General features: G+C 40.6%; 22 protein-coding genes. 7 read left to right on the top strand and 15 right to left on the bottom strand.

Annotation, left to right across the window (positions count from 1 at the left end; genetic code table 11):
- Positions 1-8 precede the first annotated feature (8 nt).
- From LS71_RS00110 to hisF, 10 genes are all read right to left on the bottom strand, one after another.
- Entirely contained in the window at positions 9-2,258 is a 2,250-nt protein-coding gene (locus LS71_RS00110; protein WP_238700248.1) for a hypothetical protein, read from the bottom strand.
- Positions 2,259-3,140 (bottom strand): rod shape-determining protein MreC, encoded by an 882-nt coding sequence (mreC, locus tag LS71_RS00105; protein ID WP_034355355.1) that lies wholly within the window; start codon positions 3,138-3,140, stop codon positions 2,259-2,261.
- A 10-nt stretch (positions 3,141-3,150) separates the two neighbouring features.
- Positions 3,151-4,185: a rod shape-determining protein gene (locus LS71_RS00100; RefSeq protein WP_034355338.1), complete on the bottom strand. Its 1,035-nt coding sequence runs from the start codon at positions 4,183-4,185 to the stop codon at positions 3,151-3,153.
- A gap of 80 nt (positions 4,186-4,265) precedes the next feature.
- Complete coding sequence (gene clpX / locus LS71_RS00095; protein WP_034355336.1) at positions 4,266-5,513, bottom strand: ATP-dependent protease ATP-binding subunit ClpX; 1,248 nt, start codon at positions 5,511-5,513, stop codon at positions 4,266-4,268.
- Positions 5,506-6,288, bottom strand: coding sequence for an acyl-ACP--UDP-N-acetylglucosamine O-acyltransferase (gene lpxA, locus LS71_RS00090; RefSeq protein WP_034355334.1), 783 nt, complete (start codon positions 6,286-6,288; stop codon positions 5,506-5,508). Before lpxA ends, clpX begins: the two co-directional genes overlap by 8 nt.
- A 15-nt stretch (positions 6,289-6,303) precedes the next feature.
- On the bottom strand, positions 6,304-6,795 hold the full coding sequence (gene fabZ / locus LS71_RS00085) for a 3-hydroxyacyl-ACP dehydratase FabZ (RefSeq protein ID WP_034355332.1): 492 nt from the start codon (positions 6,793-6,795) through the stop codon (positions 6,304-6,306).
- A gap of 50 nt (positions 6,796-6,845) precedes the next feature.
- Entirely contained in the window at positions 6,846-8,006 is a 1,161-nt protein-coding gene (locus tag LS71_RS00080; protein ID WP_238700246.1) for an epoxyqueuosine reductase QueH, read from the bottom strand.
- A gap of 131 nt (positions 8,007-8,137) precedes the next feature.
- Complete coding sequence (gene rlmN / locus LS71_RS00075) at positions 8,138-9,286, bottom strand: dual-specificity RNA methyltransferase RlmN (protein WP_081946277.1); 1,149 nt, start codon at positions 9,284-9,286, stop codon at positions 8,138-8,140.
- Positions 9,283-9,921, bottom strand: a complete 639-nt coding sequence (locus LS71_RS00070; protein ID WP_052058068.1) for a 5'-methylthioadenosine/S-adenosylhomocysteine nucleosidase family protein — start codon at positions 9,919-9,921, stop codon at positions 9,283-9,285. Before LS71_RS00070 ends, rlmN begins: the two co-directional genes overlap by 4 nt.
- 22 nt (positions 9,922-9,943) lie before the next feature.
- Positions 9,944-10,702: an imidazole glycerol phosphate synthase subunit HisF gene (hisF, locus tag LS71_RS00065; RefSeq protein WP_034355330.1), complete on the bottom strand. Its 759-nt coding sequence runs from the start codon at positions 10,700-10,702 to the stop codon at positions 9,944-9,946.
- A gap of 194 nt (positions 10,703-10,896) precedes the next feature.
- Between hisF and rsmA the strand changes: the two genes are divergently transcribed.
- From rsmA to LS71_RS00045, 4 genes are read left to right on the top strand one after another with little or no spacing between them, the layout of a single operon-like run.
- Entirely contained in the window at positions 10,897-11,748 is an 852-nt protein-coding gene (gene rsmA, locus LS71_RS00060) for a 16S rRNA (adenine(1518)-N(6)/adenine(1519)-N(6))-dimethyltransferase RsmA (RefSeq protein ID WP_034355327.1), read from the top strand.
- Complete coding sequence (locus tag LS71_RS00055; protein ID WP_034355324.1) at positions 11,699-13,795, top strand: ribonuclease J; 2,097 nt, start codon at positions 11,699-11,701, stop codon at positions 13,793-13,795. Before rsmA ends, LS71_RS00055 begins: the two co-directional genes overlap by 50 nt.
- Positions 13,796-13,801: 6 nt before the next feature.
- Positions 13,802-14,770, top strand: coding sequence for a KpsF/GutQ family sugar-phosphate isomerase (locus tag LS71_RS00050; protein ID WP_034355321.1), 969 nt, complete (start codon positions 13,802-13,804; stop codon positions 14,768-14,770).
- Positions 14,771-14,784: 14 nt separating this feature from the next.
- The gene (locus LS71_RS00045; RefSeq protein WP_034355318.1) at positions 14,785-15,024 is read left to right on the top strand and encodes a DUF2443 domain-containing protein; all 240 of its coding nucleotides are present in this window, start codon (positions 14,785-14,787) and stop codon (positions 15,022-15,024) included.
- Positions 15,025-15,280: 256 nt separating this feature from the next.
- On the opposite strand, the gene LS71_RS00040 is transcribed toward LS71_RS00045, so the two are convergent.
- Complete coding sequence (locus tag LS71_RS00040; RefSeq protein WP_034355315.1) at positions 15,281-16,012, bottom strand: protein disulfide-isomerase; 732 nt, start codon at positions 16,010-16,012, stop codon at positions 15,281-15,283.
- A gap of 84 nt (positions 16,013-16,096) precedes the next feature.
- Between LS71_RS00040 and folK the strand changes: the two genes are divergently transcribed.
- Positions 16,097-16,612: a 2-amino-4-hydroxy-6-hydroxymethyldihydropteridine diphosphokinase gene (gene folK / locus LS71_RS00035; protein ID WP_034355312.1), complete on the top strand. Its 516-nt coding sequence runs from the start codon at positions 16,097-16,099 to the stop codon at positions 16,610-16,612.
- 144 nt (positions 16,613-16,756) lie between these two features.
- On the opposite strand, the gene gpmI is transcribed toward folK, so the two are convergent.
- The gene (gpmI, locus tag LS71_RS00030; protein WP_034355309.1) at positions 16,757-18,229 is read right to left on the bottom strand and encodes a 2,3-bisphosphoglycerate-independent phosphoglycerate mutase; all 1,473 of its coding nucleotides are present in this window, start codon (positions 18,227-18,229) and stop codon (positions 16,757-16,759) included.
- A 90-nt stretch (positions 18,230-18,319) separates the two neighbouring features.
- On the opposite strand from gpmI, the gene mraY reads away from it, so the two are divergent.
- Together mraY and murD are read left to right on the top strand one after the other, a co-directional pair.
- On the top strand, positions 18,320-19,399 hold the full coding sequence (gene mraY / locus LS71_RS00025; RefSeq protein WP_034355306.1) for a phospho-N-acetylmuramoyl-pentapeptide-transferase: 1,080 nt from the start codon (positions 18,320-18,322) through the stop codon (positions 19,397-19,399).
- 17 nt (positions 19,400-19,416) lie between these two features.
- Positions 19,417-20,673 carry a UDP-N-acetylmuramoyl-L-alanine--D-glutamate ligase gene (gene murD, locus LS71_RS00020; RefSeq protein ID WP_034355303.1) on the top strand — a complete coding sequence of 419 codons (1,257 nt, stop codon included), beginning with the start codon at positions 19,417-19,419 and terminating at the stop codon, positions 20,671-20,673.
- A 33-nt stretch (positions 20,674-20,706) separates the two neighbouring features.
- Here the strand turns inward: murD and flgG are convergent, their stop codons facing one another.
- From flgG to LS71_RS00005, 3 genes are all read right to left on the bottom strand, one after another.
- On the bottom strand, positions 20,707-21,495 hold the full coding sequence (flgG, locus tag LS71_RS00015) for a flagellar basal-body rod protein FlgG (RefSeq protein WP_034355300.1): 789 nt from the start codon (positions 21,493-21,495) through the stop codon (positions 20,707-20,709).
- 135 nt (positions 21,496-21,630) lie between these two features.
- Positions 21,631-22,452 carry a phosphodiesterase gene (locus tag LS71_RS00010; protein WP_034355298.1) on the bottom strand — a complete coding sequence of 274 codons (822 nt, stop codon included), beginning with the start codon at positions 22,450-22,452 and terminating at the stop codon, positions 21,631-21,633.
- Positions 22,453-22,486: 34 nt separating this feature from the next.
- Positions 22,487-22,879, bottom strand: coding sequence for an HAD family hydrolase (locus tag LS71_RS00005; RefSeq protein WP_052058066.1), 393 nt, complete (start codon positions 22,877-22,879; stop codon positions 22,487-22,489).
- Positions 22,880-22,966: the final 87 nt, after the last annotated feature.

Genomic DNA, 22,966 nt, shown 5'->3' with positions numbered 1-22,966 from the left:
AACAATCCTTATGGTATAGAATCTGGCAGCATAGGTGGCGTGCTGGGCGTAGATTCTGTAAATGTAGATAAAGCCATAATATCTTTAAAGGCTACTACGCCCTCACTTGATTTAATATCATCACCTATTTGTCTGCCCTTTGCTGCGGCATTTTTTAGAATCTGTATGCGCTGTGTGTCATGCGTTGCAAACAGCTCCACTAAAGCCTTGCCTTTAGTTATATAATCTGCTTCGCTAAAGGCAAGAAAATAAGGCGAGTATTCTGCTAAAAGCGCATAAGTTTCGTCATATTCCGTCTGCGTTTTGGGTGAGCCATCGCTATGTGGCAGGGCTTGCCATTTGTCTAAAGCATCTTTAAGATTGCCTAAGCGCAGCTCTTTTGGGGTTTTACTCATCATAAGGCTTAACCCTCCTTTAGCAGCGTATTCTATGCGGCTCTCTCCTTGCTCAAGCGGGAAACTATCTAGCCAAATATCAATAATATGCCCATAAACGCTACTATCCACATAGCCCATAAAATGCACACGCTCTAAAAATGCCTCCCCACTTGCTTTATCTGTAAAGCATTCCATAATGCAAGTGCTAATAAGCGTGCTATTACCCCCGCCACAAGCCACATATATACTTTGGGGATAATCTTGCATAATATCTATTACACACTTCCAATATGCATGTGAGTGTAGTTTCACTAAGCGCCCAATGCTGCCTATAATGATACACTCTTTACCAAAAGCCTTACGAGCCTGTGCTATACGCTCTTTTAGCACGCTATCAAGGGGAGGATTATAGAATCTGTCGAGCATTTTTACAGGCACGCCATAAAACTCATACCCCTCATGCATAATGCGCCGCTTGTTTTGGCAAATATGCGTCATTTTCACATCGATGCAAGATAAATCATACACAAAATTGCCATGCGAATAATAAATCTGCAAAGGTGCGCTGCGTGAGGCAAGGATAAAGTCGCTTATGCCATAGCCATTATTTGGGCTTATGAGAATGTGTATATTATCATTTTGTATAGCATTTTTGAGCGCGAGGGCTTTTTGCAAATGTGAATTATAAAAGCCTTTAGCATTAAATGGAGAGATCACATCAATAACCTTTACGCCTAAATCCTCATAAAGCTTAATAATATGCACATCATCAATACTTTTTTCAAGCAGTTTCATAGTGTAGATTCTCACCTCATACATTTGAGTAAAGGCTTCATCTTGCAAAAGATTGCTTAAAAGGCTGTATTCGACTTTATAGGGGGAATTTGCCACAAGTCTATCGCGTAAAATGGCTATACGCTTTTTTGTGCTTTTTGCCTCACTGCTAGGCATGGCGCAGCCATAAATATTTTGCTCTAGTGCAAAGCGCTCATAATATTCTGCCCCCACTTTATCAATCTCATTACAGAATCTAGCCCATTGCGCTTGGTGCTGGAAATTATTCCCGCACATGTGATACATAAAAAATTGCATATACATTGCTTCATCAATGCCCTCTACACCGCCATTTTCAAGCATTGTATAAAATAATGCGCGCCATATTTCATACAGCTCAAGCCACGCGTGATGATTAAAAAAATGCGAAACATTCCAAAAGCAATGCAGCTGCCAATTAAGTATGCTTCGCCTGCGCATAGCAGGATAGGCAAAATACACTTGCGCTTGAGATTGAGCCTTAATAGCCTCTAAAAGTGTGTGCATTTGCACGCCTAAAGCCTCAAATCGCTCTACAATAAAGCTTGTATGTTCCAATGCTTGGGGCAGATTAATATCTATAAGCATAATAAGCGAGATATATTCACGCATAAGTGCTTGCACATCACACATTTGCGCTAGTGCTTTAGCAAGGACATAAAGCTCAATAAAGAGCAGATTCTCAACATCACTCGCTTGGGGTGCAAAAAGCCCCTTTTGTGCCATATTTATAAACACACTAAAGCGCGTATCCTGCTTAGAATCTAGCGCAAAAAGCAAGATATTCAAATACTTTACATTACAAATATCGCCCTGTGAGAATAGATGAAAGATTTTATCCCGCACAAGGCAAATGATTTCTTGTACCAAATCCGCGCCCTCTTTACTTGCACATATAAGGGCTATGTCGCTATGCTTTATGGCATTTAGCTCATCTATGAGTGCATCGATTTGATACTTTTGTGTGGCTTGCTGCAGTGAGGCTACAAAAATATGCAAAAATTGCATAATCTTTTGTGTTTGCTCATGAGTATGCGCGCTGGAGTGTGTATGGCTTATTTTTGGCATTTAATCCTGCATGGTTTGGGAATTTAGATTTTCTAAAGTCTCTTTTGGTGCATTTTGAGAATCTGGCTGCAAATTTTGTGAATCTGTGGAAGTAAGTTGGGGAGATTCTCTATCAATAATCCACACATAAGAAAGCTCATTAAGGCTACCATAAGGCTTTACATCAGCACTCAAATAGCCATAATTTTCGCGCACATTTTCTACTACGCCCACAGGGATATTTTCCAAAAATATGCCATCAAGCCCGCTTGTAAAAACCTTATCGCCTTTATGAATCTCGATCCAATCAGGTATATAATCCACCACCAAATACCCTTTATTTGAGCCAGAGACAATGCCCATAGCTCTATTTTGTCCGATATAGACATCATAATGACAATTTTCATTGCCGTTTAAAAACCCCTCTAATCTGCCATTTTCTATCACAGCCACGCCAATAGCGACATTATCTTTAACAATGCCAAAAATTTTTTGCTCAGCCTTTTGACTATATGCGCTTAGATTAGATTCTAGCCAGATTCTATCACGCTCACCTAGTGTAGCAAATGAAATCACACGCCCTAAGTGAATGCTCTCGTCCTCATGCGTGATACCGCCCTTGCCAATGAGGTTTGAGAGCTTTAAAATCTCGCTTTTAAGCATTTGTATTTCAAGTGTAAGTTTGTCGTAATCTGCGACTTTTTGTTTGAGGGTTTGTATTTGTTCGGCTTGGTCAAAATGCCTTTCATACGCATTTGCAATGCCTTCTTTAGAATCTAGAAAGAATATTTTTATGTAATCGCTTGCGTTTAGAATCTTGCTTTGAATGGATTTATCCACCTCCATTAAAACCAAAATACAAACAAAAAAAACAATCCCAAAAATAAGGATTTTATATCGCATAGCGGCTTTCTCAATCAAAAGCGAGTTGATTGAGTAAATCTAAATCTTCCATCGCCTTGCCTGTGCCTTTTGCCACGCAAAGTAGGGGTTCTTCACCCACATAAACAGGCAGGCGCACAATATCGGAGAGATATTTATCAAGTCCGCGTATCAACGCCCCACCACCTGTAAGCACGATACCATTTTCCACAATATCGCCTGCTAAATCTGGTGGCATTGATTCAAGCACGCTTTTTAGTGCATTGCTAATCTCGCGTAGCTGGTCTTTCATCGCTTCTCTTACATCTTCGCTCGTAAGCTCAATAGTATTAAGTAGCCCGCTCACTTGGTCGCGCCCACGCACTTGCATAACAAGGGGCTTTTCCATAGGTGAGGCAGAGCCGATTTGAATTTTAATCTCTTCTCCTGTGCGCTCACCGATGAGGAGGTTAAATTTCTTGCGCACATAGTCCATAACTGCCACATCAAGCTTATCTCCAGCCACCTTAATGGATTTACTAATCACCAATCCACCCAAAGAAATCACACCAATTTCTGTCGTGCCTCCACCAATGTCAATAACCAAGCTTCCCTTAGATTCTTGAATCTGCAGTCCCGCGCCAATAGCTGCTGCCATAGGCTCTTCTATTAAAAATACCTCACGTGCGCCTGCACTCATGGCTGATTCTTTAACAGCTTTTTTTTCTACACCTGTCAAGCCATAAGGCACGCACACCATAATGCGCGGACGAATGAGAGTTTTGCGCTTATGGGCTTTCTCTATAAAATAGCGTATCATTCTTTCTGTCATATCAAAATCTGCTATTACGCCATCTTTCATCGGGCGAATGGCTTGAATACCATCGGGCGTTTTCCCTAGCATATCTTTTGCTTCTTTGCCCACAGCCAAAATCTTGCCAGTGCTGAATCTGTCTGCCTGCACCGCGACAACAGATGGCTCATTAATGATGATACCTTCTCCTTTCACTAACACCAAAGTATTTGCCGTGCCTAAGTCAATAGCAATATCTTTAGAGAAAGTCCCAATGAGTCTATCCATTAACATAAATACCCCTTAAAATTTTGCAAAATAATGTGGGAATTATACATTCTAATCCTTTGCTAAACTTTATATTTTATGTTAAATTAAGCTCTTTTTTGCGCATTCTTCTTTTTCTTAACTAAAAGCGGTTTTTGCTTTTTGGTAATGCATTCTCTTGATATAGTAATCTCACAGCCGCTAAGTTCTGGCAATTCATACATTAAATCAATCATGGCTTCTTCCATAATCGCCCTTAAACCTCTAGCGCCCGTATTTCTAGCAATGGCAAGCTCTGCAATGGCTTCAATCGCACCCTGCTCAAAATGCAATTTTGCACCATCAAGCTCAAAAATCTTTTGATATTGCTTAATAAGCGCATTTTTGGGCTGCGTGAGAATCTCAATCATCGCCTCTTTGCTAATAGGCGCAAGTGTGGTGAGCATATGTAATCGTCCAATGAGTTCAGGGATAAGCCCATAATTGATTAAATCATCAGGCTCTACATATTCTAGGAGCGTATTTTCCTCACTTTTGCCCTTTTTTTCGCCATGAAAGCCTAGCACATTCCCGCCCAAACGCCTTTTTATAATATCGCCTAATCCATCAAACGCCCCTCCGCATACAAATAAAATATTGCTTGTGTCAATGGGGATAAATTCTTGATTGGGGTGTTTGCGCCCACCTTTGGGAGGGATATTTACTACACTGCCCTCGATAATTTTAAGTAGCGCCTGCTGCACGCCCTCACCACTCACATCACGCGTAATGGAGCGATTTTCACTAAGGCGCGAGATTTTATCAATCTCATCGATAAATACAATGCCCTTTTCTGCCCTTTCTTTATTCCCATCAGCTGCTTGTAGGAGGCGAGTGAGGATATTCTCCACATCTTCACCCACATAGCCTGCTTCTGTAAGGCTTGTAGCATCAGAAATGGCGATAGGAATATCTAAAAATCTAGCTAAAGTCTGTGCCATAAGTGTTTTACCACTACCTGTTGGACCGATGAGCAAAATATTTGACTTTGAGAGTTCTACATCACTTAGAGCATCTTGCAAAGTGCTAATACGCTTGTAGTGATTATACACAGCCACAGCAAATACACGCTTTGCGCGCTCCTGTCCCACCACATATTCATCAAGCTTGGCTTTTAATTCTTTGGGTGAGGGTATGTTTAGATTCTCAACTTCATTATATTCATACTCTGTCATTTGGTTTTCGTAATCGACTACTTTTTCATACCCCGCGATGATACAATTTCTACAAATATAAATATCTTCTGGGCTATTTGCCTTAAGCAGCGGATTAGATAAACTCTCTTTTTTTCCGCAAAAACTGCATTTTTTACTCACTCTGTGCTCCTTTAAATGGGATACCGCGCGTATTTGATAAGATAAATTCACAAATATAAGCAATAGCCTCGCTTGGATTTTGATTAAGCTGTGCTTGAGCAAGCTCTTTGATAGGTGCGGTGCGAGAGAATAGAATCTTGTAAGCGTGGCTTATTTCATCAATTTCTTCACGCGAAAATAATTTGCGCATACGATGTTTATTTAGTCCCCTTATGTATGCTCTATTCCCTTCAGCTAAGCAATATGGCGGTAAGTCTTGCACTAGCACAGAGCCTCCAGCAAGCATAGAGCCACTGCCGATTTTTACAAATTGATGCACAGGGCTTAAACCCCCAATATTCACATAATCACCAAGCTCGACATGTCCGCCTAGCGTGGCATTATTGGCTAAAATACAATCATTGCCTATTATGCAATCATGTGCTACATGCACATATGCCATAAGCAAATTTCTATCACCAATGGTAGTTTTACCATGCCCACCGGTGGTGCCTGGATTAAGCGTAGTGAATTCGCGTATAAGATTTTCATCACCAATAATAAGCTCTGTTTTTTCCCCTGCGTATTTTAAATCCTGTGGAGGCACGCCAACAGCGGCATTATTATATACTTTATTGCCTCTACCCAAAGTTGTGTAGCCGCTAATATGCACATAATTGCCTATTATACAATCATCGCCAATCACAGCATGTTCATCAATAATGCAAAACTCACCAATTTGCACATTTTTACCAATCTGTGCGCCATCTTTGATAATGCTTGTTTTCCCTATCATAACGCCTCCTAGATTCTATTCTTTAGCATCGGCAATCATCGCTTTGAGTTCGGCTTCAGATACAAGCTTTTCATCGACAAAAGCCTTTGCGCCAAGCTGCCAGACATTGCCCTTATGTTTTAATACTTTTAGTTCATACATGAGCCTATCACCGGGCACCACAGGTATGCGAAATTTGACATTATCAATAGTCATAAAATATACAATTTTATTTTTAGCCTGCTCCACATCTAAGCCAAACATGCTCACAAATGCGAGCAAACCCCCCGCTTGTGCCATACCCTCAATCTGCATAACACCCGGATAAATAGGCTTGCTAGGGAAATGTCCCAAAAACACCTCTTCATTAATTGTTACATTTTTATATGCCTTAATGTAGCCATTGGGGTTGCTATCATCTGTATTCCTCACAAGCTCTAGCACTCTATCAACAAGTAGCATAGGATAACGATGCGGGAGAATCTCGCGGATTTTCTCTATATTCATACTAAACTCTGCATTCTGCATTACTCAACTCCTTAAACTTAGCAAATCCAGCATTTTACCAAAAAATATTTTCAAACAATCTTTGAATGCACAGCGATTGCAAAAATACTGCTTTCTTGAAAATGTGCCTGTATGAGAATCTTAAGGCTATGTTTAATGCGCCTATCAATGATAATGATAGGATTAATGCTATCCATTCCACACAAAGCCGCGCGCAAGGCAAACTCATCTTCATATTTGGGCGGGTGATAGAGCATATCTTGCGCATTTTTATAATGCGTGCCTAGCAGTTTATTTGCATCATGTATGTCAATAAACACGCTATCATCGCGCCTCGCATAGCCAATCTCAATATTTTGGGGTTTAGATTCTATATCCTTTATAGATTGAGGAATATAAGTGATAGTTGATGTTTTTATCATATCTTTGCTACGAGAATGTGTGATAATATATGATGAAATAACCTCCTCTCCGTCAATGCACACGCTGCGTAGATTTCGCCAAATGATTTTATTTTGCTTGTAGAGTGCGTATTCCCTGCTTTCCTGCTCGCATTTATCGCGCAATTCAAATATCGCCTTGCGTTGCTCATTGCTGCCGGGCGCGATTTGCTTGCCGATATTGCTCATAAGCTCTAAGGGCAGCTCTTTGCGAGTTTCTCTTTGTTTGCTAAGGGCAAATTGACAGCCGCAATAAGTCTGCTTATAGAGCCTATCTTTGTTTGCAAGCTCACTTTGGCGCTGTGTGCCGCCATTACTGCGCACATCAATTTTGAGAAAATCTAAGCCATAATGTCTAGCAATCGCATCGCCCTCCGCAAATAGAATCTGCTGTTCTTTGAGCGGACTAGAAAGCAAGGTAGAAGTAAAAATATCAATAGACATTTGGTGCGCGATTTGAGCTGTTTTTTCCAAACGCGAATCAAAGCATTTAATGCAACGCGCACCTTTTTCAGGCTCCTGCTCAAGTCCTTTGACCTCTGCAAACCATTTATTAGTCTCATACTCTCCTTCTATAAGCCTTACACCTAGCATTTTGCAGCTTCGCTCCACATCAAGCAATCGCAAGTCATATTCGCTTTTGGGGTGGATATTTGGATTATAAAAATATCCTATCATTTCTTTATCGGGATATAGTTTTTGTAATTCGCTTAAAAAATGATGACTATCCACAGAGCAGCATATATGCACAAGCATTTTTTGATGTTTTTGTATGTGTAGATTCTCACTCATTTTTCACCTTTCTCTTTTGCTAAATATCCAAAAGCAATAATGCCAATAGCCGCTACCACTGCCAAAAATATGCCCAAAATAATGTCTAAATTCATATCGCTCCTTGTGTTTTTTTGGATTCTATAATACGCTTAAGATTCTATAAATGTTTCTTGTGAAACATTTATAGAATCTACGCTTTTCATATCCACTCTGCTAGGTATTTTATAGCTTTGCGGCTGTTTTAAAGCCGTGCTAGATTCTATCTTTTCGCGTAATTGCCCACATGCCGCACTAATATCAAGCCCTTTAGATTCTCTAATAGTGCAAAGCAAGCCTTTTTTGATTAAAAAATCCGCAAATGCTTTTACATCACTCATCTGCGGACGCTCAAATGCGCTGCCCTTGTGTGGATTAAAAAGAATGAGATTGACCTTTGCCCTAATGCCATTGAGCAAAGAGAGCAGCTTTTTTGCGCTTGCTAAATCATCATTCACACCCTTAATCACCAAATATTCAAACATCACGCGTTTGCGCGTATCCACAGGGAATTTTCTCACTTCAGCAAGCACATCAGCGATATTATACGCGCGGTTAATGGGCATAAGCCTTGAGCGCAGATTATCATCTACTGCGTGCAGTGAAATGGCTAGCTGCACGCCTAGATTTAGCTCGCCTAGCGTCTTAATTTTAGGCGCAATGCCGCTTGTAGAAATTGTTTGCCTTCGTGCGGCGATGCTTAATCCCTCTAGTTCGGATAGAATCTTGATAGCTTGTGCAACATTACTAAGATTGTCTAGCGGCTCGCCCATACCCATAAAGACGATATTTACACGCTTATGCGGTGGAATCTGCGCATGCCTTTTCATTGCTACGACTTGTTCGACTATTTCAGCAGCGCTCAAATTCCGCACAAAGCCGCCTTTTGCTGTGAAGCAAAATGCACAGCCCACCTTGCAGCCAATTTGACTAGAGAGGCACATAGTCCATTTTTCACTTTTATGCTCTGTTTCTTGCCGCATTTGTATAAGCACTGATTCAAAGCTATGTCCATCGCGCGTTTGAAATAAATATTTTCTACTTCCATCGCGACTTTGCTCTATGCATATAGGCTCAATCTGCGAAATACTAAAATGTGTCTGTATAAAATCCTGCATATTTTTAGAAATATTATTCATACACAATACATCGCATTCATAGTGATGATACAGCCAATGATAAATCTGCTTTGCCCGAAATGAAGGCGAAAGCAAGGCTTTAAGCTCATTGAGCGTATAGCCATACAGGCTTGGTTTGCTCATGGCATATCCTTATGATTGTTATGTTTATGCGGTGCAATGGGCTTGTCATCACGCCTAGCAATGATAGCGGCGATATGGTGGATTAATGGGCTTTGCTCGATGAGTATTTGCTTTACGCGCGAATGGTTATTGATAAAGTCTGTATGCGCGTCTTTATGGCAATAATTACTCACGCAGAATATGCCCACACAAGGGATAGCAAAATACTGCGCCACGCTCATCACTGCAAAAAATTCCATATTTTCTAGCATAATGCCAGCAGCACTTAATCGTGCGGCTAAATGGGTATCTGTTGTGATGTAATTTGAGCTATTGATTACTGCTTTTGGGGGTAATGTTTTTAGTGTTTCATGTGAAACAAGCATATTTAAAGTGTCGCTTTGTATGTGATTATCTAGCGGTGTGTAAGCCTGCTCTTGCAAAAAGGCAAGCTCAATTTGTGTGGCACTATCAGCGATATATACATCAAATATATGCGTATTTTGGCTATACGCACCCGCACTGCCTATAAAGATTATAGAATCTACACTCTCCCTAGCGCATATTTGAGAAAGCCTCATTGCGCTTTCTACCAAACCCACGCCAATAGATTTAGCAAAGGCAAAATCCTCGCCATTTCCAGCACATACTATCATTTTTGCTCCATAGATTCTGTATTTAGATTCTTACCGAAATGCCTTCATCATGCAAATAGTGCTTTAGGTCATTGATACTTATTTCACCATAATGAAACACACTCGCAGCCAGTGCTGCGCTCGCTCCATACGAAAATGCATGAGCAAAATCCTGCTTGCTCCCTGCTCCTCCACTTGCAATAATTGGCACATTTACATAGGCATTTACAGATTCTATCATGGCTTTATCATAGCCGTCTTTTGTTCCATCTGTGTCAATGCTTGTCAAAAGTATCTCGCCAGCACCCCTATCGCACACCTCTTTTGCCCATTCAATCATATCTTTTTGGGTATCTATACGCCCGCCATTCATAAATACATGCCATTTATTTGTATCTATTTTTTTTGCGTCAATAGCCACTATAATACACTGCGAGCCAAACTGCTGCGCGCCCTCATTTATAAGTGCGGGATTTTTGAGTGCTGCACTATTTAGGCTAATTTTATCACACCCCGCATTGAGCAAATTAGACATATCTTCTACAGAGCTTATCCCACCACCTACACTAAATGGGATAAAAATTTCTTTGGCAATGTTTTCTACGACTTTAAGCATAGTTTTGCGCCCTTCATGGCTTGCTGTAATATCAAGCAGTACAAGCTCATCAGCCCCTTTGTCATTGTATTTTCTAGCAATCTCCACAGGATTACCCGCATCTTGCAAATCTGTGAAATTCACTCCCTTTACCACACGCCCATTATGCACATCAAGGCAGGGAATAATCCTCTTCGCAAAGCCCATTACTGCTCCTTAAGTGATAATTCTTATTTTATAAAATATTTATTATTTTTGAGAATCTAAAAAGATTGGTGCTCTAAAAACATCTGTGTCCATCTGTGTCAATGTGGGCTGCATAATATCTAAATCCTGCTTAATATAAAGAAAATATTTGCATACTTTAGGATATAATGCACCTCAAAATTTGGGGTTAGGAAGTGAAAGCACATCAGGCAAAAAAGCATTTTGGGCAGAATTTTTTGCAAGATGCTCACTTCATTTATAAAATTGTCCAATCCACTCCCACACTTCCCATTCAGTGCGTAGAAATTGGGGTTGGCTTGGGTGATTTGACACAAGAGCTATTAAAAATAGAATCCTTGATAGCCTATGAAGTCGATTTAGACTTATGTTCTTTACTTAGCAAAAAATTTTCTAGTGATATACAAAGTGGGCGATTAAATATTATATATAAAGATATTTTATCCCTGCACGCGCAGCAAGCGTGGCTTCACACACAAGCATACAAAGTAGTTTCTAATCTTCCCTATTATGTCGCAACGCATATTATCCTGCGACTTTTGCGCGATAGATTCTGTAAAGCCTTGCTTGTGATGACGCAAAAAGAGGTGGCTCAAAAGTTTTGCGCCATTAGCGGAGAGAGTGCCTTTTGTGCGCTTAGTGTGCTTACGCAAAGTTTGGGAGATGCACAGATGCTTTTTGATGTGCCAAATACCGCCTTTAGCCCTGTGCCAAAGGTATGCTCATCTGTTTTTGTTATACACAAGCACCAGATACCACGATTTGAGGGCTTCTCACTCTGCGATTTAGAATCTTTTTTGAAACTTGCCTTTTGCGCGCCGCGAAAAACATTATTAAAGAATCTCTCAAGTGCTTTTGATAAAGCCCTTTTAGCTCAAGCCTTAGAATCTGCTAATATAAAGCCTAACGCAAGGGCGCATGAAGTAAAGACAGAAAGTTTTCACCACATTTTAAAATTTCTTAAACAAAGGACATACGATGGAGGACAAACAAATGCAAGACCAGAGCAATCAAACAAGCAAATTTAAATCTTTCACAGACAGATTTAAGAAAAAAACACCAGAAGAACAAGCAAATGACATACTTAATGAATCTTCTTTTAAAGAAAGAGAGGCTGCTCCTATAGAATCTAGACAAGCGCACAAAGAGCATAAGCCAAAGCCACATTTTCCAAAAACAGATGATAACGCCCCAAATGCTCCTAAGCAAAAGCCATTTGAAAGGCGCAAATGGCAGGGCAAAAATCCAAATGCGCCGCATAATAAAACGCATAATGATGAGAGTAAAGATGGCATACGAGAAGTAAGAGATGTGAATGAAAAGGGTAATCTTGGTTTGCACAAGGATTTAAAGCGCGGTGTGGAGGCAAATAATAGAATCCAGCGCCAAAGTCTAAACCCCCATAACAAGCTTAATCTTAATACCAAAGCTAGCGTGCGCATCACGCCACTTGGCGGGCTAGGGGAGATTGGTGGCAATATTACTGTGATTGAGACGCCAGATTCTGCAATTGTGATTGATGTGGGTATGAGTTTCCCTAATGAAGATATGCATGGTGTGGATATTCTCGTGCCTGATTTTAGCTATCTGTTTGCTATTAAGGATAAAATCGCAGGCGTTATCATTACTCACGCGCATGAGGACCACATCGGTGCCGTGCCTTATTTATTTAAACTTTTGCAGTTCCCTATTTATGGCACGCCTCTACCGCTTGGTATGATAGGGAGTAAGTTTGATGAGCATGGTTTAAGCAAATATCGCTCGTTTTTTAAGATTGTAGAAAAGCGCAAGCCTATTAAAATCGGTGCATTTGAAGTAGAGTGGATTAATATTACGCATTCAGTCATTGATGCTTCTGCGCTTGCTATACGCACAGATGCGGGCGTGATTTTGCACACGGGCGATTTTAAAATCGACCACACGCCTATTGATAATCTCCCTACAGATTTACATCGTCTAGCGCATTATGGAGAAGAGGGCGTTATGCTTTTGCTAAGCGATTCTACAAACTCGCATCGCAGCGGCACGACACCTAGTGAAGCCAGTGTGGGACCTACATTTGAAGCCCTTTTCAAGCAGGCTCAAGGACGCGTGATTATGAGCACTTTTAGCTCAAATATTCATCGCGTGTATCAAGCCATACAATATGGGATTAAATATAATCGTAAAGTGGCTGTTATTGGGCGTTCTATGGAGAAAAATCTAGAGATTGCGCGCGAATTAGGCTATATTGATTTGCCACAAAATATTTTTATTGAAGCGCATGAGGTGGCAAAATATCCTGATGAAGAAGTGTTAATCGTCACTACAGGTTCGCAGGGCGAGACTATGAGCGCGCTTTATCGTATGGCAACAGATGAACATCGCCATATCAAAATTAAGCCAAGCGATATGGTGATTATTTCTGCTAAAGCTATTCCGGGTAATGAAGGCTCTGTCTCTGCGGTGCTTAATTTCCTTATGAAAGCAGGCGCGCGTGTGGCATACCAAGACTTTAGCGAAATCCATGTGAGTGGGCATGCCGCGCAAGAGGAGCAAAAGCTCATGCTAAGGCTTATTAAGCCTAAATTTTTCTTACCTGTGCATGGTGAATACAATCACATCGCCCGGCATAAGCAAACAGCCATAGCCTGCGGCGTGTTGGAGAAAAATATTTATCTTATGGAAGATGGCGACCAAATTGAGGTGAATCCAAACTATATGAAAAAGGTGCGCAGTGTCAAAAATGGCAAGACTTTTATTGATAATCAAATCAATCGCCAAATTGAAAATGATGTCGTGCTTGATAGGCAAGCGCTTGCAAGTGATGGTATTGTGGTAATTTCTGCGCGCATTAGCAAAGAGCGCAAAATTTTAGAATCTAAAATCTCTAGCTTTGGGCTTGTGGCGGATAAAGAGGATAAAGGCTTTGAAAAAGAAATGAATGAAACGCTTGAATTTGTGGTGAAAAACTTTAAGGCAGAGGGCTTTAATGCCAAAAATCTTGAGGCTGAAGTGCATAATGTCTTTAAGCGGCATATTTTTAAGAAAGTGAAAAAATATCCCACCATTGTGCCAATGATTTATGTGGTGTAGCGCGCAATGAAGCTTTGTTACACACAAATTGCCAAAGAAGTGCTTGAGATAGAATCTAAAAGCCTGCTAGATTCTATAAAAAACCTTGATGAGCAGGAATTGGCGCGGATTGTTGAGTGCATTATAGAATCTAAGGGCAAGCTTATTGTGTGCGGTGTGGGTAAAAGCGGGCTTGTTGGGCAGAAAATCTCTGCCACGCTCTCAAGCACAGGCACGCCTAGTGTATTTATGCACCCTACAGAGGCAATGCATGGGGATTTAGGCTTAGTACAGGCAAATGATGTGATTTTAGCCATTAGTTATAGCGGCAAGAGCGAAGAGCTGCTTAATATCCTACCTCACATTAAGCGTATGGGTAATCCTATCATCACAATGAGCAGAGATAGACATTCTCCACTTTCAGCAATGGGGGATTATTTTTTAGATATTAGCATTCATAAGGAGGCTTGTCCGCTTAATATCGCGCCTACAAGCTCTACTACGCTCACACTCGCGCTAGGCGATGTGTTAGCGGTGTGCTTAATGAAAAGGCGTGATTTTAAGGCAAATGATTTTGCTGCGTTTCACCCCGGTGGTGCGCTTGGCAAGCAACTCTTTGTTAAACTCACAGATTTAATGCAAACACAGAATCTGCCCATTATAGAGCCTACTATGCCGCTCTCTCAAGCTATTATTGTGATGAGCCAAAAGCGTTTGGGTAATGCTATTATCGCGCAAAATAATGAGTTATGGGGGATTTTGAGTGATGGGGATTTGCGCCGCGCGATGATGATGAGCGATTTTAATTTAAGCGCGCCTGTGAGCCTCTATGCCACACAGAATCCAAAGACTTGTCAAAACCCCAATATGCTTGCTTATGACGCGCTCAAATTTATGGAGGAAAACAAAATCCAGCTACTCATCATCACAAATAAGCAAAATCATATACAAGGTGTTATACACTTGCACACGCTCATAGCCGCAGGACTCAAATAGCCAAAGGAGAAGAAATGTTTGAGAAAATAGATGAGATTTTTAAAAATATCGAGGACATACGCGATGATATTAATATCTTGCTTAATATTGCTAAAATCTCGCTTATTGATTATATTATGATTAAGCGTGGCTCGCAGGATATGCCCGAACATTTAAGCTTTAGCGTGCTAGCCCAAATTGATGGCGAGGTTGAGAAGCTCAAAGCCCAAATTGATGCGCTCAATAAATTAAAGCGCGAATTGCTTGTGTTTTAATGCGTATATTGTGCACAGCTTTTATAAAAGCAAAACGCGGAAATTATAGAATCTAACCTTAAAAAACAAGTTGATAGATGCTTAAAGCAGCTATAACTTTATACTTTAGGCGCAACGAGCGGCTTTGCCGTGAAATTGTAAGATGCGCGCGGCTTTTTATAAAAAAGCAACAGCGCGGAAATTATAGAATCTAGGAGCTAGATTCTATCCGTATTTGTTGCGCTAAAAGATAGTGTAAAGTCCGTATGAAAGTGAATTATTTCTTGCTTTCATATATAAATGGCACGCTCTTAATGCCCGCCTCCATTACTTTTTGATTAATTTTCATCGTATCTTTGATATCAATATTCATATAGTCAGCTGGCACTTTAGAATTTGGCGTATAGACCTCTCTAAGGGTGGAAAGCTTTTGCTTATCATCTTTGACATCAAGTAATTTATCACGCAGCATACTGGATTTTATAGGTGAGTCTTGCCCTACAAATCCCACAAGCAGCATATACACATCACTATCCTTAAGCCGCTCTTCAATCTTGCCTAATTCCTTTTGGCAGCTAGGGCAATTGGGGTCGGATACGATATAGGTGATTTTTTTGGTATTTTTATTGGGCGAATGCAGGATAATATAATCTTTAGCAAGTTGCTTAAAAAGTTTATCAAGCACGGCATTATCTGGCTTGTCATCTTGTGTTTGTTTAATAAGAGAGCCAACCGCGCCCATATCCTCGCTATTATGAGCAAAAAACACATTTGAAACGCCCATAACCACCTTGCCATCTTTGCTCGCAAAAATAGGCACTTGCATATTACCCACAGCAATAAGCACAAGCTTCACATCAGGCGTAGATTGCAAATTTTGCACTTTTAGAATTTTTACATTTTGTTTGGTGTTAGTTTTAATGGTATTTTGCAGTGTATCCTCAAAGCTCGCGCCAAAGCAAAAGCTAGCCAACACACAAAGCAATGCATAAAAGCTTAAAGATTTCATTATCTGTCCTTTTTTAGAGAAATTTGGGTTAAGATTCTATAATGTTTTCACAATATTTTAATAAATACGACACAGGGAGCAAGTGTGAAAAATGCGCAGATTCTAAGCTCAAAGCATTATCCTTTTAGGGCGTTTACACAACATTTAGAGGCAAAAACGCAGGGGAGAAATATATTTGTGCTAGGGCTTGGCTCAAATATGGGCTATGGTGTGAAAAGTAGCATAGATATTTTAGAATCTGCATTTATGTGGCTAGATTCTGTATCTTACATTAAGATTTTGCGCACTTCACCCATTTGGCGTAATCCCGCCTTTGGCTTTAGGGCGCAAAATGATTTTTATAATGCGGTAATGATTTGCCAAAGTCATAAAAATATCCGCCACATATATGCGCTTATATTCTACATAGAGCGGCGATTTGCGCGTGGGCGCAAGAGGGCGTTTAAAAACGCGCCGCGCACGCTAGATATTGATATAATTTTTTTTAACACATTGCGCCTAAAGTATCCGCACCTGCATATCCCGCATAGATTCTATCATCAAAGGGCTTCTGTAATGCTGCCTTTGAGTTTTATAGAATCTAAGCCATTGCGGACATGATAGAATCTCACCTCAAAAAAACAAGTTGATAATTAGCTAAAGCTTAAGCTATAACTTTATACTTTAGGCGTAAATTCGCGGCTTCGCCGTGAAATTGTAAGATGCGCGCGGAGCTTTAGCTCAATAGCGCAGACATGATAGAATCTAAAACAAAGGCTTATCCATTTCTTTTGGAATATCTAACCCCATGGCTTTAAGCACGCTTGGAGCGATGTTGTTTAAGCCGCCATCATTTATTTTATCCACGCCATCAACAAGCCCAAAGCACCATACTTGCCCAACAGTGTGATTTGTGAGCGTATTGCCCTGCTCATCTTTCATCTCTTCGCAATTGCCATGGTCGCTTGTGATAAAAAGCGCGTAATGATGAGCCTTTGCCGCTTCTAAAATACGCCCAAGCTCTCTATCCACAGCCTCAACAGCCTCCACAGCTGCCTTAAAGTTCCCTGTATGCCCCACCATATCGCCATTAGCAAAATTTACTACAATAAAATCATAGCCCTGCTCTATGCCTTTTATCACCACATCGCCCACTTCTTTAGCGCACATTTGGGGTTGTAAATCATAAGTTTTGACATTAGGAGAGGGGATAAGCACGCGTTCTTCGCCCTCATAAGCCTCCTCGCGCCCACCATTTAGAAAAAATGTCACATGCGCGTATTTTTCTGTTTCAGCCGTGTGCAGCTGTTTTAAGCCATGTTGTGAAATCACTTGCGCTAGCGTATGCTCTACTTTTTGCTTTGGGAAAAGCACAGGATAGGGGAAAAGCGCGTCATATTCTGTCATCGTAGCTATATGTAAAGGGATAAATCGCTGCCTTTCAAAGCCTTTAAATTGGGGATTTCCCAGCGCTTCTACAATCTCTCTAGCCCTATCGGAGCGGAAATTCACAAATATAAAACCCTCATTATCATGCATGCCTTGAAAGTCATTAAAACTCGCAGGCACGATAAATTCATCATAAATTTGCGCATCATATTGGGATTGTATGTAGTCTTTAGGGCTTTTGCGTGCGGGATTTGCGCCAAAGGCTATGCTTTCATAAGCTTTTTGCACCCTATCCCATCGCTTATCTCTATCCATGGCATAAAATCTCCCTGCAATGCTTGCAATGCTTACTTTATCATTGCATATAGATTCTATATCTGCTAAATATGTCAATGCACTTTGTGGCAGCACATCGCGCCCATCGGTGATGAGGTGTAAATATACCCTTTTATTTTGCGCGTATAGAATCTGCGCTAATGCCTTAAGGTGTGCAATATGCGCATGCACCCCACCATCACTTAGTAATCCGCATAAATGCACTACAGAGGCGTTATTTGCCACTTGCAAAAAGGCAGGATTGCTCTTAATCTCATCTTGTTCAATGGCGCGCGAAATCCTCACTAAATCTTGATACAGCACGCGCCCAGAGCCTATGCACATATGTCCCACTTCTGAATTGCCCATTTGCCCGCTAGGCAGCCCCACACTTAAACCAAAAGTATCAATCATACCATAAGGCACATGTTTGAATAAGTAATCATAAGTAGGCTTTTTGGCTTGATAAAAGGCATTATGCGCTGTTTTCTCGCTATATCCAATGCCATCAGTAATCACAAGAATAGTTTTCATATATACCCCTTAAATGTGCGTATTTTTGCATTAACTAATTGTAGCTAAAATCCAAAACCTTTCACCAACTAACCTCCCCAAAGGATTTATATGCTTTACTGGTTTTATCAGCATTTTGATGTGAATATTTTTTCATATATCACTTTTCGTGCAGGGGTGGCGTTTTTTTTGGCTTTTATCTCTAGCGTGTTGTGTATGCCCTATTTTATTAAATGGGCAAAGCTCAAAAAAGCAAATCAGCCCATTTCAGGCTATGTAGCCGCGCATGAAGGGAAGAAAAACACTCCCACTATGGGCGGTATAGTATTCATTGCTAGTATGCTTTTTGCCTCTTTAATGTGCGCGAATTTATTCAATCCTTATGTATTGCTTGGGCTTTTTTGCGTTGTAAGTTTTGGGCTTATTGGGGCAAAAGATGATTATATGAAAATTGCTGCTAAAAGTAATGCAGGTATGCGCGCTAGAGTAAAATTTTTCTTGCTTTTTGTTATCTCTTTTATCATTGCTAGTATTCTTTTATACATCGGGCATAACACTAATCTCTATATCCCTTTTATGAAACACCCACTTTTTGATATGGGTGTGGTAAAAATAGCTGGAGTGCCATTTATTGCGCTTTTATTTTGGATTTTGGTATTTCTTGCCACAAGTAATGCAGTAAATATCACCGATGGGTTAGATGGGCTAGCCACTGTGCCTAGCATTTGCGCGCTTTTTTCACTCTCTATTTTTGTCTATGTAGCCGGGCATGCAGGATTTTCTGGCTATTTGCTTTGGCCTAAAGTCGTAGATAGCGGGGAGCTTGCTATTTTATCAGTAGCGCTCATTGGCGCGCTTATTGGCTTTTTGTGGTATAACTGCCACCCCGCGCAAGTGTTTATGGGCGATAGCGGGAGTTTGGCTATTGGAGGCTTTATCGCCTTTATGGCTATTGTGTCAAATAATGAAATTTTACTTTTACTCATTGGGATTATTTTTGTGATAGAAGCCCTCTCTGTGATTTTGCAAATAGGCAGCTACAAATACCGCCAAAAGCGCATTTTTGCTATGGCGCCTATACATCATCATTTTGAAGTGCGCGGCTGGGCAGAAAATAAAATCATTGTGAGATTCTGGATTATTGCGATTTTGGCAAATCTTATTGCGATTTTGAGCCTTAAAATCCGCTAGCACGATAAAGGAAGCGTATGCACATAAGTATTTTTGGCTATGGAGTTACGACAAAGCCTTTGGTGAAATTTCTTAACGCACAGGGTCAAAAGCTCTATATTTATGATGATAAGTTTGAAAAAATTGCTTATGATGAGCAGGGTAATGCTTTGCTCCCACCTAGTGAGTTTAATGCGCATAATAGTGATATGGAGATTCTAAGTCCGGGCATTCCACCTTTTCACGCACTTGTGCAGAAAGCTAGGCATTTAGTGAGCGAATATGATTATTTTATGAATCTCTTGCATGAGCAGAGCAAAGATTTGCCATTTCACATTTGGATTAGCGGCACTAATGGTAAAACCACCACCACGCAAATGACTACTTTACTGCTAGAGCCTTTTGGGGCAAAAAGTGGCGGCAATATCGGCACACCGCTCTCTACGCTCTATGAGCAAAAGCCTAAGATTTGGGTGCTAGAGACAAGCTCATTTAGTCTGCATTATACGCATTATGCCTATCCTAGAATCTACGCACTTTTGCCCGTGAGGGAGGACCACATTAGCTGGCATGGGAGCTTTAAAAATTATATTGATGATAAATTAAGCGTGCTATTGCGTATGGATAGCCGCACTTTTGCCATTATCCCTAGAGAGCTTAAAGAGCATACTTTTGTGAGAAAATATAAAGGCGAGCTTATCACTTACGAAACAAGCCTTGATTTGGCTAAAGCATGCGGCTTTGATATGGAGACAATTATTTTTAAAGAGCCATTTTTGCTTGATGCGTGCATTGCACTAAGTATTGCTAAGCTTGGCTTTCGTGCAGACAATGTGCAGCGGCTTAATACCTTTCATATCGGCGCGCATAGGATTGCGGAATTTTATGATAAATATAATCGCTTATGGGTTGATGATAGCAAAGGCACGAATGTTGATGCCACCATTCAGGCTATTTTGCGCTATGCTAATAGGCATATTTGCATTATTTTAGGCGGCGATGATAAGGGAGCAAATCTCACCCCACTTTTTGAATGTATGCGCGATAAAGATATTGAGATTTTTAGCATTGGCGCAAATGAGGAGCGATTACTTGAGTTTGCAAGGCGCTATCATATACATATTTTGCCTTGCGGCACTTTGCAAAATGCTATGCGTATAATCCACAAAAAGCGCGCTAAAGATGCACAAGATGTCGTGCTTTTATCGCCTGCTGCAGCAAGCCTAGACCAATTTAGCTCCTATAAACAAAGGGGCGAGCTTTTCACTAAGCTTGCCTTGCAAGATGAAAGCTAGATTCTATATTCCGCTCTATTGCTTTTACTTAACTTATCGCTTTAAGCCATTTACGGTTTGAAGCATAGAATCTGCAGTTTGGATACTCTTTGAGTTTGCCTCATAGGCGCGCTGCCCAGTGATTAGGTCTGTCATTTCTTCTACTAATTTCACATTACTTAACTCCAAAAAGCCCTGTCGTAGCTGCCCAAATCCATCAATGCCCGGCACACCCGCCACCGGGTCGCCCGAAGCGTTAGTGTTAATAAATAAATTATCGCCCAAAGAGTGCAAGCCTGCAGGATTAATAAAATTAACAATCTCAATTTGTCCTAGCACATTCACTTCAGTTTGATTACCCTCAATCACACTCACTGTGCCATCTGTGCCGATATTAATTTGTGTCGCGCCCTCTGGTATGGTAAGCTCTGGGATAAGCCTATATCCCTCTGCATTCACCACATTGCCATTATTGTCAAGTTTAAAGCTCCCTGCGCGCGTATAGGCGATATTTCCATCAGGAAGCTCAATTTGAAAAAAGCCATTGCCCGTAATGGCAACATCAAGATTATTTTCTGTTTCTTTGGGGTGTCCTTGAGAAAACATCTTTTGCACCGCTACAGGGCGCACGCCAAGCCCTACTTCAATGCCTGTAGGCGATATAGTCGTTTCACTCGTGCTTGTGCCTGCATACTGCAATACTTGATAGAATAAATCCGCAAACTCCGCGCGCTGCTTTTTGTAGCCTGTGGTATTGACATTGGCGATGTTATTTGAAGTATTATCAATTTGTAATTGCTGTCCTAGCATACCTGTGGTAGCGGTGTAAAGAGACCTCATCATAGGCGTATCCTTTAGTATATTTATAGAATCTAGAGGCTTTTAAAAGCATCGTATCTTAAGCCAAAGCAAAAATAATTCCATAAATATCCACGCTGCTGCACAGCTTTTATAAAGCACGCTAACTAGATTCTATAATTAGCTAAAAATCTCAAGACTAGGATTTTGTAATTCTAAAAAGTGATTGACAATAAGCGGTGTGTGCGGATTTTCGTCAATAAACACAACGCCATATTGCGCGTTTTTAAAATCTAGCCTAATCTCCTCGCATTCAAAATCAAGCAGCACTTGATGACTAACGCCACGCAATGTAGAAAATGATATATCCCCCCATTTGCCTGTGATATCGCTATGATAATGCCCAAAAAACAAATGCCTAATATTTTTATGCTCATTTAAAATCTCATACAATGCCTTAGCGTGCGAGGGGTCTAGCCCGATTTTATCCATAGATTTTATGCCGGTGTTAAAGGGTGCGTGGTGCATGCAAATATATACATTATGCGCGTGGTATTTGTGAAGCTGCTCTTTTAGCCATGCTTGCCTAATCTCACAATACACGCCACTATCACTGCCCTCATTAAGCGTATCAAGCATAAGAAACACACTTTTGTTAGATTCTGTATCTATTTCAAACGCGTATTGCATAAAGCCATTTGCTAGAGGGTCAATAGTATAGGGCGCATGGGTGAAAATCTCCCTAAAAGCCCCGCGTCTATCGTGATTGCCCAAAATTAAATAATAAGGGATTTCAAGCGTATCCAAATCATGCTTTAAATACCTATACGCCTCCAAATCGCCATAGTGGGCTAAATCCCCTGTGATAAAGCATAATTTTGCATCAGCATGCAGGGCATTGACCTCTGCGATGATTTTGCGCATATTTGCCGCTGGCTCACGCGAGTAAATGGCTTCCTTTGGCTTACCATAATGTGTGTCTGTGATGTGAATGAGTTTCATAAGTCTTTCTTTGTGTGGATTTAGAATCTAGATTCTATATTTTGTAAAAACGCGCGGCATAGAATCTAAAAATAGCCTCTAATAATTGCGCGTGATTTTCCACAAGCACGCTAGATTCTATAAGCATATCTTTATCCTGCCAGCCCCATAGCACGCCAATGCCATAAACTTGAGCGATTTTTGCTGCTTGCATATCGCTTATGCCATCGCCTATCATTATGCTATCTTTATCCGCATATTTTTTTAAAGTCTCGCTTTTTGGCGTATTGCCGCAGTATAAGTGCGCAAAGTATGTAAGCGCATTATGTTTTTGCAAAATGCTTTTAACAATTTGCTCTTCGCTTGCGCTAATAATGCATAGCCTAAACTGCTCATTAAGCCTTTTTAGCATATCTATGCTGCCAGCAAAAAGATTTATAGAATCCACGGGGAATAAAAAAATGAGATTATAACTTCATTTTTATAAATACTCCTAAAAGTGCGCAAAAAAGGCTTATAGAGCTTGCAAATTCTG

It is taken from the genome of Helicobacter jaachi, from assembly GCF_000763135.2.
Taxonomy (GTDB): domain Bacteria; phylum Campylobacterota; class Campylobacteria; order Campylobacterales; family Helicobacteraceae; genus Helicobacter_C; species Helicobacter_C jaachi.
Note: the sequence above shows the minus strand (reverse complement) of the source record. Positions and strands in the feature narration are given on the sequence as shown.

What these genes read in the sequence shown, in the direction of transcription:
- LS71_RS00110 (WP_238700248.1), bottom strand. Translation starts at nt 2,258, where the DNA reads ATGCCAAAAATAAGCCATACACACTCCAGCGCGCATACTCATGAGCAA.
- mreC (WP_034355355.1), bottom strand. Translation starts at nt 3,140, where the DNA reads ATGCGATATAAAATCCTTATTTTTGGGATTGTTTTTTTTGTTTGTATT.
- LS71_RS00100 (WP_034355338.1), bottom strand. Translation starts at nt 4,185, where the DNA reads ATGTTAATGGATAGACTCATTGGGACTTTCTCTAAAGATATTGCTATT.
- lpxA (WP_034355334.1), bottom strand. Translation starts at nt 6,288, where the DNA reads ATGATAGGGAAAACAAGCATTATCAAAGATGGCGCACAGATTGGTAAA.
- fabZ (WP_034355332.1), bottom strand. Translation starts at nt 6,795, where the DNA reads ATGCAGAATGCAGAGTTTAGTATGAATATAGAGAAAATCCGCGAGATT.
- LS71_RS00080 (WP_238700246.1), bottom strand. Translation starts at nt 8,006, where the DNA reads ATGAGTGAGAATCTACACATACAAAAACATCAAAAAATGCTTGTGCAT.
- rlmN (WP_081946277.1), bottom strand. Translation starts at nt 9,286, where the DNA reads ATGAGCAAACCAAGCCTGTATGGCTATACGCTCAATGAGCTTAAAGCC.
- LS71_RS00070 (WP_052058068.1), bottom strand. Translation starts at nt 9,921, where the DNA reads ATGATAGTATGTGCTGGAAATGGCGAGGATTTTGCCTTTGCTAAATCT.
- hisF (WP_034355330.1), bottom strand. Translation starts at nt 10,702, where the DNA reads ATGGGCTTTGCGAAGAGGATTATTCCCTGCCTTGATGTGCATAATGGG.
- LS71_RS00055 (WP_034355324.1), top strand. Translation starts at nt 11,699, where the DNA reads ATGGAGGACAAACAAATGCAAGACCAGAGCAATCAAACAAGCAAATTT.
- LS71_RS00050 (WP_034355321.1), top strand. Translation starts at nt 13,802, where the DNA reads ATGAAGCTTTGTTACACACAAATTGCCAAAGAAGTGCTTGAGATAGAA.
- LS71_RS00045 (WP_034355318.1), top strand. Translation starts at nt 14,785, where the DNA reads ATGTTTGAGAAAATAGATGAGATTTTTAAAAATATCGAGGACATACGC.
- LS71_RS00040 (WP_034355315.1), bottom strand. Translation starts at nt 16,012, where the DNA reads ATGAAATCTTTAAGCTTTTATGCATTGCTTTGTGTGTTGGCTAGCTTT.
- gpmI (WP_034355309.1), bottom strand. Translation starts at nt 18,229, where the DNA reads ATGAAAACTATTCTTGTGATTACTGATGGCATTGGATATAGCGAGAAA.
- mraY (WP_034355306.1), top strand. Translation starts at nt 18,320, where the DNA reads ATGCTTTACTGGTTTTATCAGCATTTTGATGTGAATATTTTTTCATAT.
- murD (WP_034355303.1), top strand. Translation starts at nt 19,417, where the DNA reads ATGCACATAAGTATTTTTGGCTATGGAGTTACGACAAAGCCTTTGGTG.
- flgG (WP_034355300.1), bottom strand. Translation starts at nt 21,495, where the DNA reads ATGATGAGGTCTCTTTACACCGCTACCACAGGTATGCTAGGACAGCAA.
- LS71_RS00010 (WP_034355298.1), bottom strand. Translation starts at nt 22,452, where the DNA reads ATGAAACTCATTCACATCACAGACACACATTATGGTAAGCCAAAGGAA.